At 35.3% G+C, this 16558-nt stretch carries 17 protein-coding genes; 12 read left to right on the top strand and 5 right to left on the bottom strand.

Annotated elements, in window-relative coordinates:
* Nucleotide 1 precedes the first annotated feature (1 nt).
* The 10 genes from EGI24_RS01915 to EGI24_RS01870 all read left to right on the top strand — a co-directional run bounded on the left by EGI24_RS01915 (nt 2) and on the right by EGI24_RS01870 (nt 11831).
* Nucleotides 2-2110 carry an FN3 associated domain-containing protein gene (locus EGI24_RS01915; protein ID WP_255046546.1) on the top strand — a complete coding sequence of 703 codons (2109 nt, stop codon included), beginning with the start codon at nt 2-4 and terminating at the stop codon, nt 2108-2110.
* A gap of 23 nt (nt 2111-2133) precedes the next feature.
* The gene (locus EGI24_RS01910; RefSeq protein ID WP_255046545.1) at nt 2134-3216 is read left to right on the top strand and encodes a phosphotransferase enzyme family protein; all 1083 of its coding nucleotides are present in this window, start codon (nt 2134-2136) and stop codon (nt 3214-3216) included.
* A 107-nt stretch (nt 3217-3323) separates the two neighbouring features.
* Nucleotides 3324-6299 carry a PVC-type heme-binding CxxCH protein gene (locus EGI24_RS01905; RefSeq protein WP_255046544.1) on the top strand — a complete coding sequence of 992 codons (2976 nt, stop codon included), beginning with the start codon at nt 3324-3326 and terminating at the stop codon, nt 6297-6299.
* A 190-nt stretch (nt 6300-6489) separates the two neighbouring features.
* Entirely contained in the window at nt 6490-7464 is a 975-nt protein-coding gene (locus EGI24_RS01900) for a YHYH protein (RefSeq protein ID WP_255046543.1), read from the top strand.
* A 10-nt stretch (nt 7465-7474) separates the two neighbouring features.
* Complete coding sequence (locus EGI24_RS01895; RefSeq protein ID WP_255046542.1) at nt 7475-8110, top strand: hypothetical protein; 636 nt, start codon at nt 7475-7477, stop codon at nt 8108-8110.
* A gap of 12 nt (nt 8111-8122) precedes the next feature.
* Entirely contained in the window at nt 8123-8881 is a 759-nt protein-coding gene (locus tag EGI24_RS01890) for a YHYH protein (RefSeq protein WP_255046541.1), read from the top strand.
* Complete coding sequence (locus EGI24_RS01885) at nt 8882-9463, top strand: toxin-antitoxin system YwqK family antitoxin (RefSeq protein ID WP_255046540.1); 582 nt, start codon at nt 8882-8884, stop codon at nt 9461-9463.
* Nucleotides 9432-10070 (top strand): SCO family protein, encoded by a 639-nt coding sequence (locus EGI24_RS01880; protein WP_255046539.1) that lies wholly within the window; start codon nt 9432-9434, stop codon nt 10068-10070. Before EGI24_RS01885 ends, EGI24_RS01880 begins: the two co-directional genes overlap by 32 nt.
* Nucleotide 10071: 1 nt before the next feature.
* Entirely contained in the window at nt 10072-11079 is a 1008-nt protein-coding gene (locus tag EGI24_RS01875) for a sensor histidine kinase (RefSeq protein ID WP_255046538.1), read from the top strand.
* Nucleotides 11076-11831 carry a LytTR family DNA-binding domain-containing protein gene (locus tag EGI24_RS01870; RefSeq protein ID WP_255046537.1) on the top strand — a complete coding sequence of 252 codons (756 nt, stop codon included), beginning with the start codon at nt 11076-11078 and terminating at the stop codon, nt 11829-11831. The genes EGI24_RS01875 and EGI24_RS01870 overlap by 4 nt, the downstream gene beginning before the upstream one ends.
* 99 nt (nt 11832-11930) lie before the next feature.
* On the opposite strand, the gene arsB is transcribed toward EGI24_RS01870, so the two are convergent.
* Genes arsB through EGI24_RS01850 form a run of 4 tightly spaced genes read right to left on the bottom strand, consistent with a single transcriptional unit; the run spans nt 11931 to nt 14498 of the window.
* A complete protein-coding gene (gene arsB, locus EGI24_RS01865; protein WP_255046535.1) occupies nt 11931-13004 on the bottom strand; it encodes an ACR3 family arsenite efflux transporter in 1074 nt (357 codons plus the stop codon).
* Nucleotides 13005-13025: 21 nt separating this feature from the next.
* Entirely contained in the window at nt 13026-13499 is a 474-nt protein-coding gene (locus EGI24_RS01860) for a DUF6428 family protein (protein WP_255046533.1), read from the bottom strand.
* Nucleotides 13500-13518: 19 nt separating this feature from the next.
* Nucleotides 13519-13851 carry a helix-turn-helix transcriptional regulator gene (locus tag EGI24_RS01855; RefSeq protein ID WP_255046532.1) on the bottom strand — a complete coding sequence of 111 codons (333 nt, stop codon included), beginning with the start codon at nt 13849-13851 and terminating at the stop codon, nt 13519-13521.
* Complete coding sequence (locus EGI24_RS01850) at nt 13851-14498, bottom strand: protein-tyrosine-phosphatase (RefSeq protein WP_255046531.1); 648 nt, start codon at nt 14496-14498, stop codon at nt 13851-13853. Before EGI24_RS01850 ends, EGI24_RS01855 begins: the two co-directional genes overlap by 1 nt.
* Before the next feature lie 174 nt (nt 14499-14672).
* On the opposite strand from EGI24_RS01850, the gene EGI24_RS01845 reads away from it, so the two are divergent.
* Together EGI24_RS01845 and EGI24_RS01840 are read left to right on the top strand one after the other, a co-directional pair.
* Nucleotides 14673-15128, top strand: coding sequence for a DinB family protein (locus EGI24_RS01845; RefSeq protein ID WP_255046530.1), 456 nt, complete (start codon nt 14673-14675; stop codon nt 15126-15128).
* A gap of 4 nt (nt 15129-15132) precedes the next feature.
* The gene (locus tag EGI24_RS01840) at nt 15133-15828 is read left to right on the top strand and encodes an acetolactate decarboxylase (RefSeq protein ID WP_255046529.1); all 696 of its coding nucleotides are present in this window, start codon (nt 15133-15135) and stop codon (nt 15826-15828) included.
* A 7-nt stretch (nt 15829-15835) separates the two neighbouring features.
* On the opposite strand, the gene EGI24_RS01835 is transcribed toward EGI24_RS01840, so the two are convergent.
* Nucleotides 15836-16525 (bottom strand): YjjG family noncanonical pyrimidine nucleotidase, encoded by a 690-nt coding sequence (locus EGI24_RS01835; RefSeq protein ID WP_255046528.1) that lies wholly within the window; start codon nt 16523-16525, stop codon nt 15836-15838.
* Nucleotides 16526-16558: the final 33 nt, after the last annotated feature.

The raw sequence follows: 16558 nt of genomic DNA, 5'->3' as shown, positions 1-16558 counted from the left end.
TATGAAAAAAATCCTTTCGTATTCTTGTCTTGGACTAAATGTTCTATTGCTTTTTGTGGCTTTGTTCGAAAATCAGGTTCAAATCCCAAGCTGGTTTTCATTCATTGGCCGAGTGCATCCATTGGTTTTACATTTACCTATTGGTCTTACTTTGGCTTTGTTGTTATTCAATAGCATAAAACCCAAAATTGACCAAGAGTCATTCCATTTGATATTAGATTCTCTACTTCTTATTTTGGCCTTCACCAGTGTTGTGAGTGCGTTTGCGGGTATTATCTTATCCTTTGAAAATGGTTATGATGTAGAAACCCTTAAAAACCACAAGTATACAGGCATTGGTTTGAGTTTACTGGTATACCTAATTTATGAATTCAGAAACAAAATATTTACTTCAAAATTAATTACAAATCTTACGCTAATTTTAACAGTTGTGGCGGTGGGAGTCGTTGGGCATTTAGGAGGAAATATTACCCACGGTGAGGATTTTTTGTTCGGAGAAAAAGAAGCTAAAGCACCTGAAACAACTTTTGATAAATTCGTTTATCCAATTCTCGATCAAAAATGTAAAAGTTGTCATAATGACAAAAAAACTAAAGGTCAACTTAATATGAGTACCATCGAAAAAATCAAGAAAGGTGGTAAAAATGGACAGCTCTGGGTAGGAAATGACACATTGAACAGCCATATTTTGAAAAGAGCGTATCTGGATTTAGAGGATAAAAAACACATGCCACCAAAAGGAAAACCACAATTGACCAATCAGGAGCTTCTAATTCTAAAAAAATGGATTCAAGAAGGAGCAAAATATGACCAAAAACTTACTGATTTAAAACCAAGTTCCTTTTTTTACAGCTTAAATACCACCTCAGAGGTAAAAATAGCAGCAAAAAGCTATACTTTCTCAGCTGCATCTGAAAGCACGTTAATGGAACTCAGTACACCATTTTGTACTATAAAACCCATTGCTAATGGTTCACCGGCTGTAAAAGTCAATTTTTATGTTAGTTCTAAATACGACCCAAAAACATTAAATTCACTTTCTAAAATTGGAGAGCAAATAGTAAGTCTGAATCTTTCTAAAATGCCAGTTACAGATGAAAGTTTTGGAGAAATATCAAAGTTTCAAAACCTCGAATATTTGAATCTTAACCAAACCGAAATTACCGGAAAAGGTATTGAAAAGCTCAAAAACTGCAAAAAACTTGAGGTTTTAGCCATAGCAAATACAAAAATAACCTTTGAGGATTTGCAAAAGATCATGGATATACCCTCACTGAAAGAAGTTTACTTATGGGAAACAAAGTTTACAAAAGAACAGTATGAGTCTTTGAAAAAATCTAAAAAAAGAATAGAACTGGGTTACATTCCAGACGAATCTGAAACGTTAAAACTCAATCCTCCAATATTGGTAAACGAAAATCAGATTTTGGAAGGAAACTCAACTATCACATTGAAACATACACTTCAAAACGTAGATATCAGATATACAATAGACGGTACAGTGCCAGACTCAACAAAATCTACTGTTTATAAATCCCCCATAACACTTAAAAACTACGGGGCCATAAAAACCATAGCTACCAAAAAAGGTTGGTTGGCATCTGACATCAAAGATTATTATTTCTTTAAATCGAATATAAAAGCCACAAATGCCAAATTGTTAACTAAAACCAATCCAAAATATCCAGGCAATGGTGAAACAACACTTATAGATAGAAAACAAGGAGATGCCGTAAATTTTAAAGACAAAAACTGGTTAGGATTTCGAGAAAACCCAATGGAAGCTTTATTTGACTTTAAGAAAACAAGTAGTTTTAACGGCTTAACCATCAGTTATGCTGAAAATACTGGTCAATACATTATGCCACCAGTATTTGTAGACGTTTACATCAAAGAGGCGGGCAAACATATGACACATTTCAAAAAAGTAAACATACCTCAATTAACCAAAATGACCTTAAATGGTACCAAAGGAGTAGATATTCCTTTAAACAAAACCAATATTGAACAGATTAAAATCATTATTCAGCCCATTTCAAAACTTCCAGCATGGCATCCTGGCAAGGGGGATAAAGGTTGGTTTTTTGTGGACGAAGTCTTTTTCTATTGAGAAAATTTCAAAAACTATTACCTTTGAATAAAAAAAACCTCGACTTGGAGCACATATCAAAACTATTTGGACTCGAACCCGACAATTACAGTTTCAAACCTTTCGGTTCTGGCCACATTAATGCTACTTTTCTTTTAGAATCAATTTCTGAAAACAAGCGATTTGTTTTACAAAAAATAAATATTAATGTTTTTAAAAAACCTGAAATTATCGCCATAAACGTCGGAAATACTTCTGACTTTTTGGCCAAAAATCATCCAGAATACCTATTTATTCACCAAATAAAAACCGTAAACGGAGAAGATTTAGCCTTTGTTGATGGTGAATATTGGCGTTTAAGTCCATTTATTCCAAATTCTTATTCTATCAACAGCGTTTCAGAACCCCAAATGGCCTACGAAGCAGGTAAAGCTTTTGGATTACTGACTAAAAATCTTCACCACATGCCTTTGGAAGGATTGCAAGCCAGTATTCCTGGTTTTCATGATTTGGCTTGGCGTTATCAGCAGTTTGAGGAATCTCTTAAAAACGGAAATCAAAATCGTATTTCAGAAGTCGCACAGGAAATAGAATTCATAAAAAGTCAAAAACATTTGGTGGAGGTTTACCAAAATATCATTCAAAACCCTGAGTATCCAACCAGAATGATTCATCATGATACCAAAATCAACAATGTCTTGTTTGACAAAACCACCAACAAAAGCCTTTGTGTTTGTGATTTGGACACTTTAATGCCAGGTAAAATAATTTCTGATATTGGTGATATGGTGCGAACATATATTTGTGAAGAATCAGAAGAAAGCACTGAGTTTGAAAAAATAAAAATCCGAACCGAATATTTTGAAGCACTGATGAATGGTTATTTGAGTCAAATGAAATCCCTCATCTCTCCTGCTGAAAAGGAAAATTTGTTTTTTGCAGGACCATTTATGATTTATATGCAAGGTCTTCGTTTTCTAACAGATTACCTCAATGATGATATTTACTATCCCATAAAATACCCCGAACACAACCTCAACAGAGCAAAAAATCAAAGGATTTTATTGGAGGATTTGTTGTCAAATGAGGTTGAATTGATGACCATTATTAAAAAAAATATCGACTAATTTGGTTGAAATCATAAGGTCTCACAATTGCTTTAATGTATATCCAGAACTACATTTGTATAAACTTTTGGTACAAATCTCAGTTTCTTTTGAAACGGAATAATAATATGCTAAAGAATCTTATAATTTCCTTTCTTTGCTTGTTAACTCTGGCCTGTCAAAAAAGCCAAGAGGGTTCTTATGACCGTTTTCCAGAGGGAAAAACAAAAGAAAACATAAATTTAGAAGGAATAGACCTCAAAGATAATAACCTGCAACTGACCCTCTTTGCTTCTGAACCAGACCTCTTTAATCCTACCAACATGGACATTGACCATAAAGGAAGAATCTGGATTTGTGAAGCTTATAATTATAGAAACGATGTAAACAACGTACCCTACAACAAAAAAGGCGATAAAATCTTGATTCTCGAAGACACAAACGCCGACGGAAAATCTGACAAAACCAAAGTATTTTATCAGGGAGAAGACATAAATTCAGCATTAGGAATAACGGTCTTAGGCAACAAAACTATCGTTTCTTGTAGCCCAAATGTATTTGTCTTTACTGATGAAAATGGAGACGACATTCCTGATAAAAAAGAAATTCTTTTCAAAACCATTGCTGGTTTACAAAGTGACCACGGCGTACATTCTTGCGTTTTTGGCCCGGATGGAAAACTTTATTTCAACTTCGGAAACTTTGGAGAAGGGCTTTTGGACAAAAATAACCAACCCATCAAAGACATTTATGGAAGATTAATTGGCCAAACCAAAGCACCATTTCAAGACGGAATGGCTCTGAGATGTGATATAGACGGAAAAAACTTCGAAGTTTTGGCTTGGAATTTTAGAAACAACTACGAACTCTGTATCGATTCTTATGGAAGAATCTGGCAGTCTGACAACGACGACGATGGCAAAAAAGCCAACCGAATAAACTATGTGATGCCAGGAGGTAATTATGGATACAAAGATGAAATGACTGGTGCCGATTGGCGAGTAAACCGTACGAATCTAGAGGACTCCGTTATTAACCAACACTGGCATCAAAATGATCCCGGTGTGATTCCTAATCTTAAAGTTACGGGCTACGGCTCCCCTACTGGCATATTTATTTATGAAGGCTCTTTACTGCCAGAAAAATACAGAAATGGTTTATTCTTGGCAGATGCTGGAACCAATGATGTTTCGAGCTATGAAAGAATCAATGATGGAGCGGGATATACCATAAAACAAAACCTCATTTTAGATGCCACAAAAAAAGACATGTGGTTTCGTCCTTCGGACATTTGTACCGCACCAGACGGCTCGGTTTTCGTAGCGGATTGGTACGATTCAGGTGTGGGTGGACATTTTATTGGCGACCTTGAAAAAGGCAGAATCTACAGATTATCAAGCAATAAGATTGACTACAAAATCCCAACCTATGATTTCAAGTCTGTTTCTTCATGTGTAGAGGCCTTGCAAAACCCATCTAATTCTGTCAGATATTTGGCTTATTCGGCTTTATCAAAAATGGGTAAAAATGCTGAAAGCGAATTAGCGAAACTTACCAAATCTACTAATCCTATTTTTCAGGCACGAGCCTATTGGTTACTTTCTAAACTGGATGAAAAGTATGTTTTAGAAGCAAGTAAAAATACAAATGAGCAAATTAGAGCAGCTGCCGTAAGAATGGCGAAAAGAGAAAATAACAGTTCGTTTTTTACTCAAATGGCCACTGACGATTCTTTTCAAGTTAAACAGGCGGTTGGTTCAGCCATTTACAAAACTGACAATCAACTATCCTGGATAAACCTTGCAAATAGCTACAAACCAGGCGATAAATGGTTTTTAGAATCCATTGGAATAGGAGCTGATGGACAGTGGGATAAATATTTAGAGGCTTTCCTGAAAGGTAAAAATTGGATAAATGACGAATCCGCCAAAGATATTATTTGGAGAAGTCGCTCTAAGAAAACTTCAGCATATTTAGCAAAAATAATATCTAACCTCCATATAAAAGAGACTTACAGGTACTTTAGGGCATTTGATTTTCAGGTTAAAACCTACAAAAATCAGGCACTTTTGGGACTTTTAAAAAACTCAAAATCAGAAGAATTAAGTTTGCTCATATTCAAACATTTTGATGCCGAAACCATCGTTAAAGATATAGAATTTAACAGTATCCTTCCGAAAGTACTTGAAAATATCAAAAACGATGTTGACTTTATAGATATCGTATCGAAATATGGTCTTCAAAATCAAAGAACGCGACTCGAAAAAATTGTTTTAGAAAGTACGAAGCCTGATGTTTATGAGAAAGCAGCGTTAGTCCTTTCTCAGCTTTTTGGGGTAGCTCCGCTCAAAGAAGCCATATCGCAAAAACCACTGAATGAAGACAAAGCCATAAAAGCCATTCAGAGATTGGGTTTGGTAGACAACGAGACCATTTCCAAACAGCTTATTTTAATATTTTCAAACAAAAAATACCCCTTTAAAATAAGAGAAGCCGCAATATTGGCCATGGAAGGCTACCAAAGCGATGTCAAACTATGGAATTTGGTGAAAATAAATAAAGTACCCAAAGAGCTCATTCCAGCGGCAAAAGTGGTGTTTACCAAAACTTTCCACAGCGACCTGAAAGTGCAGTTTGAGCAGAAATTTGGCAAACCTCAACAACATCAATTAGCCATAAAAGCCAATTTCTTGAATAAAAATGGTAACGCTGTTAAGGGAAAAGAATTGTTCGGGATGTATTGTGCCACCTGCCATGTCGTCAATGGCAATGGCATGGATTTTGGCCCAGCACTCAGCCAAATCGGAAAAAAACTTACCAAAGAAAGCATTTATAATGCCATCGTGAATCCAAGTCAAGGCGTGAGCTTTGGTTATGAAGGCTACAATATTTCACTTACAGATGGATCTGTGTTTCAAGGAATCATCACTAGCAAAACCAATGACGAATACTTGGTAAAAATGCCTGGTCAGTCCCAAATTGTAGCCTACAAAAAAAACCAAGTAAAATCGGCTACTAAAATGGAAACCTCGCTAATGCCAGCTTTTCCCTTGAAAGAAACTGAATATTTGGATTTGATTGGATATTTGGAGGGGTTGAAATAGCATTAGCCACCTCATCTTTCGCCTAACTTATAGACTTGATTCAACTTTGAATCAATCATTCAACTTACTTATTCTACAATTCGACCTTGAATTTATACAACTCAAAGGTAGAGTGTTTTATGAAAATGAATAATAATGTTAGTTTTGACAACTAAACATCTGAAATAATTTCAATTTCATGAAACAAAAAATGAATTTCAAAAAATCAAAAATCCTTCATGTTGTACTATCACTCATCACACTCAATACAACATTGAGTTGCAACACTGATGAAGCCGAAGTTGATGCTTCTGGCACAATTGTAAAGGTACAATCGGCTAATTTTATTTCAGATGGTTTAGCCGAACCCATCAGCGTTGTTTCTCGCACGCTCTCCAATGGTTCTACCGTTGAATGCTACAAAATAGTTGCCAGAGGCATTCCAACCGACCATAATATGGGGCCGTGGTGCCCCAGTAATATCACGGACAATGCAAGTGCAGGTGGGATTTGGCTTGAAAATGGCAATGTTTATGATGTAGATGGGGCTTTTGTAAAAAACTTAGCCAATTTTTATTCAGATAAAACTTGGATGTTGTACAATGCGACAACGGGTGTAATCACCAAAACTAAAACCCAAGCAGAGTGCCAAGCAGCAGCAAACCCAAATGTTGGTGCAGAATATAAAAACTTTTGTGTAGAATGTTTGCCGTCTTATGTGGCCAATTTAACCCAAACCTATTACATTCCTGTTACTCCTGTAAAATTAACCTCAACTACATCTTTCGGAAACGGGCCCATGTCCAGTGGACCATCTGTGCGAGGCCTGGCATTTAATGGCGTAAGATTTGATGCACCTGCTCCCGTCAATGCCATTTTAGGTGCCTATACACTTGCTCCATTTGACGACGCTGGCGGACATATCAACCTCGCTGCAGGCTACCACTACCATGCCGCCACGGGAATTTCAAAAAAAATAGCTCAAACTGATGGACATTCAGCTATGATTGGCTATGCCATGGATGGTCATGGACTGTATGAAAGATTAGATGCTTCGGGTAAAGAATATACCGATTTGGACGCTTGCCGTGGACATTCTGACGACACCAGAGGCTATCATTATCATGTTGACAAAGCAGGTTCGAACAATTTCATAAATTGCCTGAAAGGTGCATACGCAAACTGATTGTAGATTTATGAAAAAACTATATGCCATATTTTTGTTAATTTTGATGAGTTTGACAGCCCAGGCTCATCAACCCGATTTGTCGATGTTGATGATTTATCAAAATGCCGATGGAAAATATTTCCTGCAATTGTCCAGTTCGTTGGTGGCATTTGAAAGCATGGTCGATTATAAATATGGAAAAAATAGCTACAAAACGCCAGAAGAGTTTAAAGGATTGTTTATCAAACTGTTTCAAGAACGTTTTTCAATGGAATCCAACAATCAAAACGAGATGAGTTTTGGTAACACAAAAGTCATGTTAGGGCATGAAACTAAGCTGATTGCTGAAGTTTTAAATATGCCAAAGGATTCATATTCAATCCAAATTAGAAACGATATATTTAAAGAAATGCCTCAAAATCAATGCATTTTAATATTTACAGGAGAAAAATTACCCAAACAACAATTTATATTATCAAAGGAAAACAACAATGAAATAAAATTAAAGCTTGAAAATGGCAAATGGAGTTTGGAGAATTACGAAAAAATTAACAGGGTTGATTTAAAAATCATTCTGAGTATAGTATTAGCTTTAGTTCTATTGATAGGCACAATTATTTTTCTAAAAAATACCAAAACAAAAGTTCTTAATTTTAACAATTAACAAAATCAAAGTATGAAAATCCTAAAAATTGCATTTTTAGCCACAATTTCACTGAATTTGGCAAGTTGTAGTGAAGACGATACTGCCACGCCAGCTACCTCGTCCGCAGAAGTGCCAGCAGTTTACAAAAAAGTATATGGGGCAACCAGTATTACCAGCGATGGCACTTATATTACATTCAAAACAAAAAACTTGCCCGACCACAAAAGCCCATATTATGCAACCAGCAATGCCTTGTATGAAGCCTATACAGGAACAACTTTTGGAGGAAATGCTTTCAAAAAAAATCCAAATACGATTTCAGAACTTTCAGTAACGGTCAAGATTCCGCTTAATCCTAAAGTGGATGCCGCTCATGCTGCTACACCTTTGGGGGCCATTGGCATTGCTTTGAATGGTGTGGCGTTTTTTAATCAATATGCAGGCCCAAACAATCAGGCATTGACCAATGAAATCGTTAGTTTTGATAAATATTATGGACATCCGCAGAATTCGGGTGTGTATCATTATCACGTTGAACCATTGTATTTAACTACCTTCAAATCAACAAAATCAGGCTTAATGGGCTTTTTGTTAGATGGTTTCCCTGTTTATGGACCACAAGAAGAAAACGGCACAACCGTAACGAGCAGTCTATTAGATGCCTATCACGGTCATACGCACACTACCATTGATTATCCAAAAGGCACATATCATTATCATTTCACTGCTGATGCCCCATATTTGAACGGAAGCGGCTATTATGGAACTCCAGGAACAGTAACACAATAAATGAAACCAATAACCATAATAATAGTGCTTACTTTGATTTATTCATGCAATAATCCAAAACAGACACTTATTCAGGAAATTCCGAAAAACTATTTCAGAAAATCTTCAGACAAAATCTCGATAAAAAATGATGTCGTTTTACTAGATAATAAAAAATATTCAGGTTTTTTGTTTGAATTAGATACAAGTAAAGATACCATTTTGGTAGAAGGATACATCGACGGGTTATTGAATGGCGTGTGTAAAAAATGGTATTCTAAGAAACAACTAATGGAGGAAAGGCATTATTTGGGCGGACAGAAAAACGGAAGACAAATTGCATTTTGGCAAAACGGCCATAAAAAATTCGAGTTTTTTGCTAAAAATGATGCTTACGAAGGAGAATTGAGAGAATATAGTGAAAATGGACAAATGTTTCATTTGGCAAATTATGTGAAAGGACAAGAGGAAGGCTCGCAAAAAATGTGGTATGATAATGGTAAAATTCGGGCAAATTATGTGGTCATTAAAGGCAAAAGATATGGATTACTCGGCACTAAAAACTGTAAAAATGTATCGGATAGTATTTTTGTTGTTAGGTAGTTGTTTGGCCATCAGTTGCGATGATGAAAAATCAAGCACAATCGCATTGCCTTATTATAATGAGCCAGATTTTACACCAATTTTTATTGAAAACAAATCAGAAGTACAAACCAAAATCTCTCATAAGATTGGTGATTTTTCTTTCTTGAATGAAGATAGCCTTAAGGTTTCTCAGCAAAATATTGAAGGAAAAATCCATGTGGCCAATTTCATTTTTACATCTTGTGGGAGCATTTGCCCGACCATGACCAAAAACATGAAAATGGTGAGTGATAGGTTAAAAAATGAAGTTGTTTTATTGTCTTTTTCAGTCACACCATGGATAGACAAACCCTCTGTTTTAAAGAAATTTAAGGCAAAAAACAACATAACAAATCCCAATTGGCACTTTTTGACAGGAAACAGAACCGCTATTTATCAGTTGGCAAGGCAATCTTATTTTGCCGAAGAAGATATTGGTTTTAGCAAAGACAGCACCGAATTTTTGCATACCGAACACTTTATCTTGGTGGACAAATCCAAAAGAATTCGTGGCGTTTATAACGGTACTTTAACCTTGGAAATGCTTCAATTGATTGATGATATTAAGACACTAAAAGCAGAATAGCGTGAAAAACAATTTAAGTCATGTCCTAAAAAAAATCGGAATATCTATCTTGGCAGCGATTGCTTTCAAATTACTATTTTTTAGGTTACCCGATTTTCTAGAACCAGACTTGCTTGTTATTCCTTTCATAGTATTTATACTTTGGGAAGGTAATCTTTACATAGATAAACAATTAGAAAAAAAATACAGTTGGTTGTCTAATCCCACTCAAAGAATAGTTATCCAATTTTTTCTGAGTCTTATATTTAGTGCCATAACCCTATTTATATTGATGAATTTGATGCATTTTACCAAATTCAACGAAATAAGATTATTCAATCGAGCGATCAGACAAATGTTTGTTCCAGCCATAATAATTACCTTTTTGAGCTTGGTAATTTACATTTCTGGTCAGTTTTTAAAGGCTTGGAAACAAAGTTTATTGGAAGTAGAAAAGCACAAAACTGAAAGTGCCAATGCTCAATTGCAAAATCTAAAAAACCAACTCAATCCCCATTTTTTATTTAATAATCTCAGTGTTTTGAGTTCGTTGGTGTACCAAAACCAAGATAAAGCGGTAGATTTTATCAATGAATTATCGAAAGTTTATCGCTATGTTTTAGATAATAAAAATGCGGAGTTAGTGAGTTTACAAGAAGAGTTGGACTTTTTGGAGCATTACATTTATTTACTAAAAATACGTTTCGGAGAAAATATTATCTTTAATATTCAGATTGAGGAAAGTCTGATTTGCTTTTTACCGCCCATGTGCCTTCAAATGTTGGTAGAAAACACCATACAACACAACGAAACCTCACAAGCAAAGCCTTTAAACGTATCTATTATTGCCAAAAATAATCGCTTAATTGTAAGCAATCCAATTCAACCCCGTAGCGATAAGTCTGAAAGTTCGCAGACTGGATTAGAAAACATGAAAACTCGGTACCAATTTTTCACCGATGAAAAAATAGAAATTATTCATAATGAAAGTGTTTTTACGGTAAGCTTGCCATTAATTGCAAAAAAATGAAAGTAGTAATTGTAGAAGACGAAAAACTATCTGCAGAACATTTGAGTTTGTTGTTACAACGAATAGACAAAAATATTCAGGTAGTTCAATATTTCGATGCTGTGAAGTCTACCACGGATGCATTTAAGAAAGGACTTGATGCAGATTTGCTTTTTCTGGATATTCACTTGGCTGATGGAAATAGTTTTGAGATATTTAATTATGTTCAACCCGACATTCCCATCATATTCACAACAGCTTATGACAATTATGCCATTCAGGCCTTTAAGCAAAATAGCATAGATTATCTTTTAAAGCCTATTTCAATACAAGATTTAAAATTTGCACTTGAAAAATACAAAAAACAGCAACAAACCAACAATAAACAACTCATTGAAAATATTACAACTGCCTACCAGCAACTCAACAAACCATATAAAAGTCGTTTTTTGGTCAAATCAGGGCAAACGATTGATACCATTCAAACCGAAGATATCCATCATTTTGAGACCCAAGAAAGCTTGTCTTTTTTAGTAACCAACAGAGGCAGCCGTTATGCCATTGATTATACGCTAGACCAAATCGAGCGTATCGTTTCGCCCAAAGATTTTTTTCGAATAAACAGAAAAATAATCCTTCACATAAAAGCCATTGAAAAAGTCAGTACCTACTTTAATGGTCGCTTATCTATCACTTCCAATTTGTTAAAAGGCGAGGCAAATATAGTCAGTCGAGATCGGGTTAATGATTTTAAGGTTTGGTTGGAAGGATAGATAGAAAAGAATTTATTAGGAACTCACTTACTTTAGAAATTATTGACTGACCTGACAAATCCAAAATCTGTGTTTTTTTAAAAAAGGATTTACAAAGAGTTAAAAAAAATCATTAGAAAAATACCGCTTCCTAAACCAAAATGCCAAATTTACCAGGGCTATCAGTGCAGGAACTTCAACCAATGGACCAATGACACCCGCAAAAGCTTGGCCGCTGTTGATGCCAAAAACGCCTATGGCTACCGCAATGGCCAATTCAAAATTGTTTCCTGTGGCCGTAAAAGCAATAGAAGTGCTTTTCGAATAATCAGCTCCAAAGTATTTTCCGATAAAGAAACTTATCACAAACATCACCGAAAAGTAGATAACTAAAGGAACTGCAATCCTAAAAACATCCAACGGAATATGAACGATGAGTTCGCCTTTGAGGCTAAACATGATCAGAATAGTAAAAAGAAGAGCAATCAACGTAATTGGAGAAATAATAGGTACAAATTTGGTATTAAACCACATTTCGCCTTTGAGTTTGATAAGCGAGTATCTGCTCAGAATGCCCAACAGAAATGGAATACCAAGGTAAATACCCACACTTTCAGCGATTTGAGCAATGCTGATATCAATTTCTAAGCCTTTAAAACCAAAATAAGGCGGCAAAACCGTAATGAAAAAATATGCATAAACGCTATATAGAAGTACCTGAAAAATACTATTTAAGGCTATCAAACCAGCTGAATATTCTCTATTTCCGTCAGCCAAATCGTTCCAAACCACCACCATGGCAATGCACCGAGCTATACCAATGAGTATCAAGCCCACCATGTATTCAGGATAATTTTGCAAGAAAGTAATGGCCAAAAGAAACATAAAAATTGGTCCAACAATCCAGTTTAGAAACAGGGAAGCACCTAAAACTTTCGTGTTTTTAAAGACCTCGCCCATTTGTTCATATTTAACTTTGGCCAGTGGCGGATACATCATCAATATCAAACCAATGGCTAACGGAATATTCGTAGTTCCTGAAGAAAAGGTGTTGATAAAATTTGAAGATTGTGGAAATAAATTCCCGATAGCAACCCCAACAACCATGGCCAAAAATATCCAAAGCGTCAGAAATCTATCTAAAAAACCAAGTTTTTTTCGCTCCACCACCGGAGCACAATTATTTGCAGACATAGATGGTATTTTTATTTTTAATTAACAACAAGCACTACCTGGAGTACAGCAAGATTGTTCAGTTGGTTGCAAATCTGAAAGTTTCATTTTTAGTTTTTCTGGTGGAATTCCACACGAATCAGAAGCCAAACAAGCAGTCTTTTTGTTGGTAAGTACAAATATTTTGCCGTCGAAATCCAAACCATACTTCCCGATTGTATCTGACTGATATTCAACTTCTACCTCCAAATCACCCATACCCAGTTTACGCTCTGAAAGTTCGATTATATTCAATAATTTTTGTGGTTTCAGTCGGTGTTCGTAGTCGTTGGCATTCCAAAGTTGGAAATTCGCCACTTTTTCAATTCTTTCCGTACCTCCGCAATCTATAAAATGTTTGGTAATAAGGCCCACTTCAGTCACATGGAAATGTTCAGGCACCATTTCACCATTTTGCAATTTAAAATCTACCGATTCTACTGTCGTTAGTAGTTTATTTATGCCAGAAAGTTTCATTTTTTTAAATATTTATTTTTTAACAACACATGTTTTTCTTTTTTTCTAAATTATCGGATATTTCCAAAAAATACCCTCGAAGCGTATTTATGGCAGTATCGTCTATGCAGTAACAAATGGCATTACCAGAAATATTCCCTTTTATTAAACCTGCGTTTTTCAATTCTTTTAAATGTTGAGACACTGTTGGCTGAGCGAGAGCTAGTTCGTTTACAATATCCCCGCAAATACAAGCATCAACTGACATTAAATATTCAATTATAGCAATTCTCGCAGGGTGGCCCAACGCTTTCATGAGCAAAGCCGTATCATTTTGTTTTTGTGTAAAAAACTCGGTTTTGGTGATTCCCATTATTTTTTAACTTTAGAAAACACGTAAAAGGTCTCCGTGGCTATCTGATTGCATCTTTCATCGTACATTTTGGCTTCGTCTAGAGTGCCGTCAAATGCCTTCGGGTCTTGGTAAGGTGTGGAAACTCTTTTAGCAGCTCCAAATACTACCGGACAGGCTTCGTCGGCACTCGAGCAAGTCATAATTGCACAAAAACCTTTTTTTGGATTTGCCTCATCATCATACTTTTTTGAAAAAGCCACTTGTTTAGGTCCATCCAAAACATATTGAATATGATAGATTGGATTGGAAGTTTCGGTTGTTTTTTCTATAATAAAACCAACTCTTTTCAAAGCTGCCACTGATCTTTCGTTACAAGCCGTCGCTTCAGTACCACCCGAAAATGTCTTCACATTCGATATTCCATAAAATGCCGCAGCCGTAGCACCCCAAATTTGCCCAAAATGACTCCTACGTGAATTGTGCGTACAGATATATACCAATTCGGCGGTTTCATTTCCTTTGATTTTCATTGAAACATAATCCGCAATCTTATCTAAATCCGCTTTTCTTTCGGCACTTATTCCACTGAAATCCAAAGTATTAGATTTTACATATAAAAGTATTTTTTCATCGATTGTATTTGCTTGCTGTTCTGAGTTCCGCATAAAAAAGAGAATTAAAATATTTAAAATAAAAGACATAATTATATTTTGTTTGAAATTATCAAGACTTCACATTATTAACTATCTTAAAATTTAGAGAGTGAATTCTTTGAGACAACAAAATTATATCGTAATATTGCAATATACAAATAAAAAGAAGGGTAATTTTCAAATACAATGACAAAAACAGAAACACTTTTGACACTTTGGGAAGAGGCGAGGAGTAGATTTTCAAATCAATTATTGGTTATTCAAAGAGATGATTTACAAAAAAAACTCGCCCCTTCAGTAAACTCGATTGGTTTCCTAATCAGGCACATTGGTGATGTAGAGTTACTTTTTGCAAAGAACGTATTTGGTGCAACTTATGTAAAAGTTACTGCCAAAACTGTGATTGATAAATATGATTCTGGAGAATGGACAAATCTCCAAGAACTACAAGACTATGTAAAATATTCGTTTGAAACATTGAAAAATATTGTCGAAAAACAAACCGATGAAGATTGGAACACAGAAATAAGTACCAAAGAATTTGGAACAAAAACCAAAGCAGAGGCTTTCGGAAGAATAGTTTCACATACCGCTTATCATGCTGGTCAAATGTCAATTATCAATAAATACGGAACAATATAGAATTATGAAAAACACTTTCTCCTACTTTTTAATTTTCCTTCTTCCTTTTGTTGCCTTCGCTCAAACTGTAAAAAACACAGGTTCAATGACCGATATGAGCAAAGAAAACTTTGCTCCTCATATTAGATTAGATACCATCACCAACAAAAGGCATCTTTTCGGTATGGGACCTTATGGCAAAATGCAAGGTGAAATTAGTGTATGGGATGGCGTGCCGTATTTCAGTGAAGTAAATGCTGATGGTATAGGAGTTGTTTCTAAAAACTGGAATATTGAAGCCCCTTTTTTTGTATATGCCAATGTTTCTAAGTGGAAAAAGTATAAGGTTAATCTGAACTGCCGAAACTTAAACGACCTGCAAAAAGCCATTGAAAATATTGTAAAAGTAAAGGCTTATAAAACAGATGCCCCTTTGGTGATAAAAATAAAAGGCAAATTTGACCAACTCACTACGCATATTGTGATGCCCCGCTCAATGGACATTCCTGGATATCAAGCAAATAAAAAACAAGCCGATTATGATTTTGAGCAAATCGAAGGTGAAATTCTAGTTTTCTATTCTCAAAAACATCAGGGAATCTACACCCACAAAGATAGTTTTATTCACGCCCATTTTTTGAGTAAAGACAAGAATACTATGGGACATATTGACAAAATAAAGTCGAACGGGAAAGTAGAATTGAGCTTTTCTATTGAATAAGAGAATCCTAAAGTATTTCTAACAAATACTTCAACTCCGAAATATTTTCTGAGTCATTTCCTCCGAGTTCGGGATTGAAATAGATGGTGCGTAAACCGGCATTTCTAGCTCCTTCAATATCTGCTATCAGATTGTCGCCAATCATTATACTGTTCTCTATATCTGCATTAGCTCTATCAAGAGCAAAATCAAAAATCGCCTTTTCGGGTTTTCTGGCACCTGCAATATCGTTGGTGATGATTTGGTCGAAAAAATGATAAATACCTCCGCTTTTCATTTTCTTTATCTGGATATCCTGATAGCCGTTGCTGATGATGTGCATTTTATAATCTCTTGCGGCCAAAACCTCTAAAGTATCAAATGCGTCGTCCATTAGATGATGCTGATGTGGCAAAAGATCCAATAGTACTTGATTGAGTTCTAAAGAAAAACGCTCGTCTATTTCAATTTCTATTGCCTGAAGGACTTTCTGAAATCTGAAAGTTCGGAGATAATCATGTGTAATCAGACTCAAATCTAGCTGATTCCACATAGCGGAATTTATAGTTGAGAATTTTTGAAAGAAAAAATCAAAATCAACATTATCAGGAAAAATGCCCTTATGCTGTTCGTAGATTTGGCGAATACATATTTCTGAATTTTTCTCAAAATCCCAAAGTGTATGGTCGAGGTCAAAAAACAAATGCCTGATTTTCAAAATATTATATTTTGCATTTTTAATATTTTGCAA

The organism is Lacihabitans sp. CS3-21 (assembly GCF_024343675.1).
Classification (GTDB): Bacteria; Bacteroidota; Bacteroidia; order Cytophagales; family Spirosomataceae; genus Leadbetterella.
This window is presented reverse-complemented; position numbering and strand designations above follow the sequence as displayed.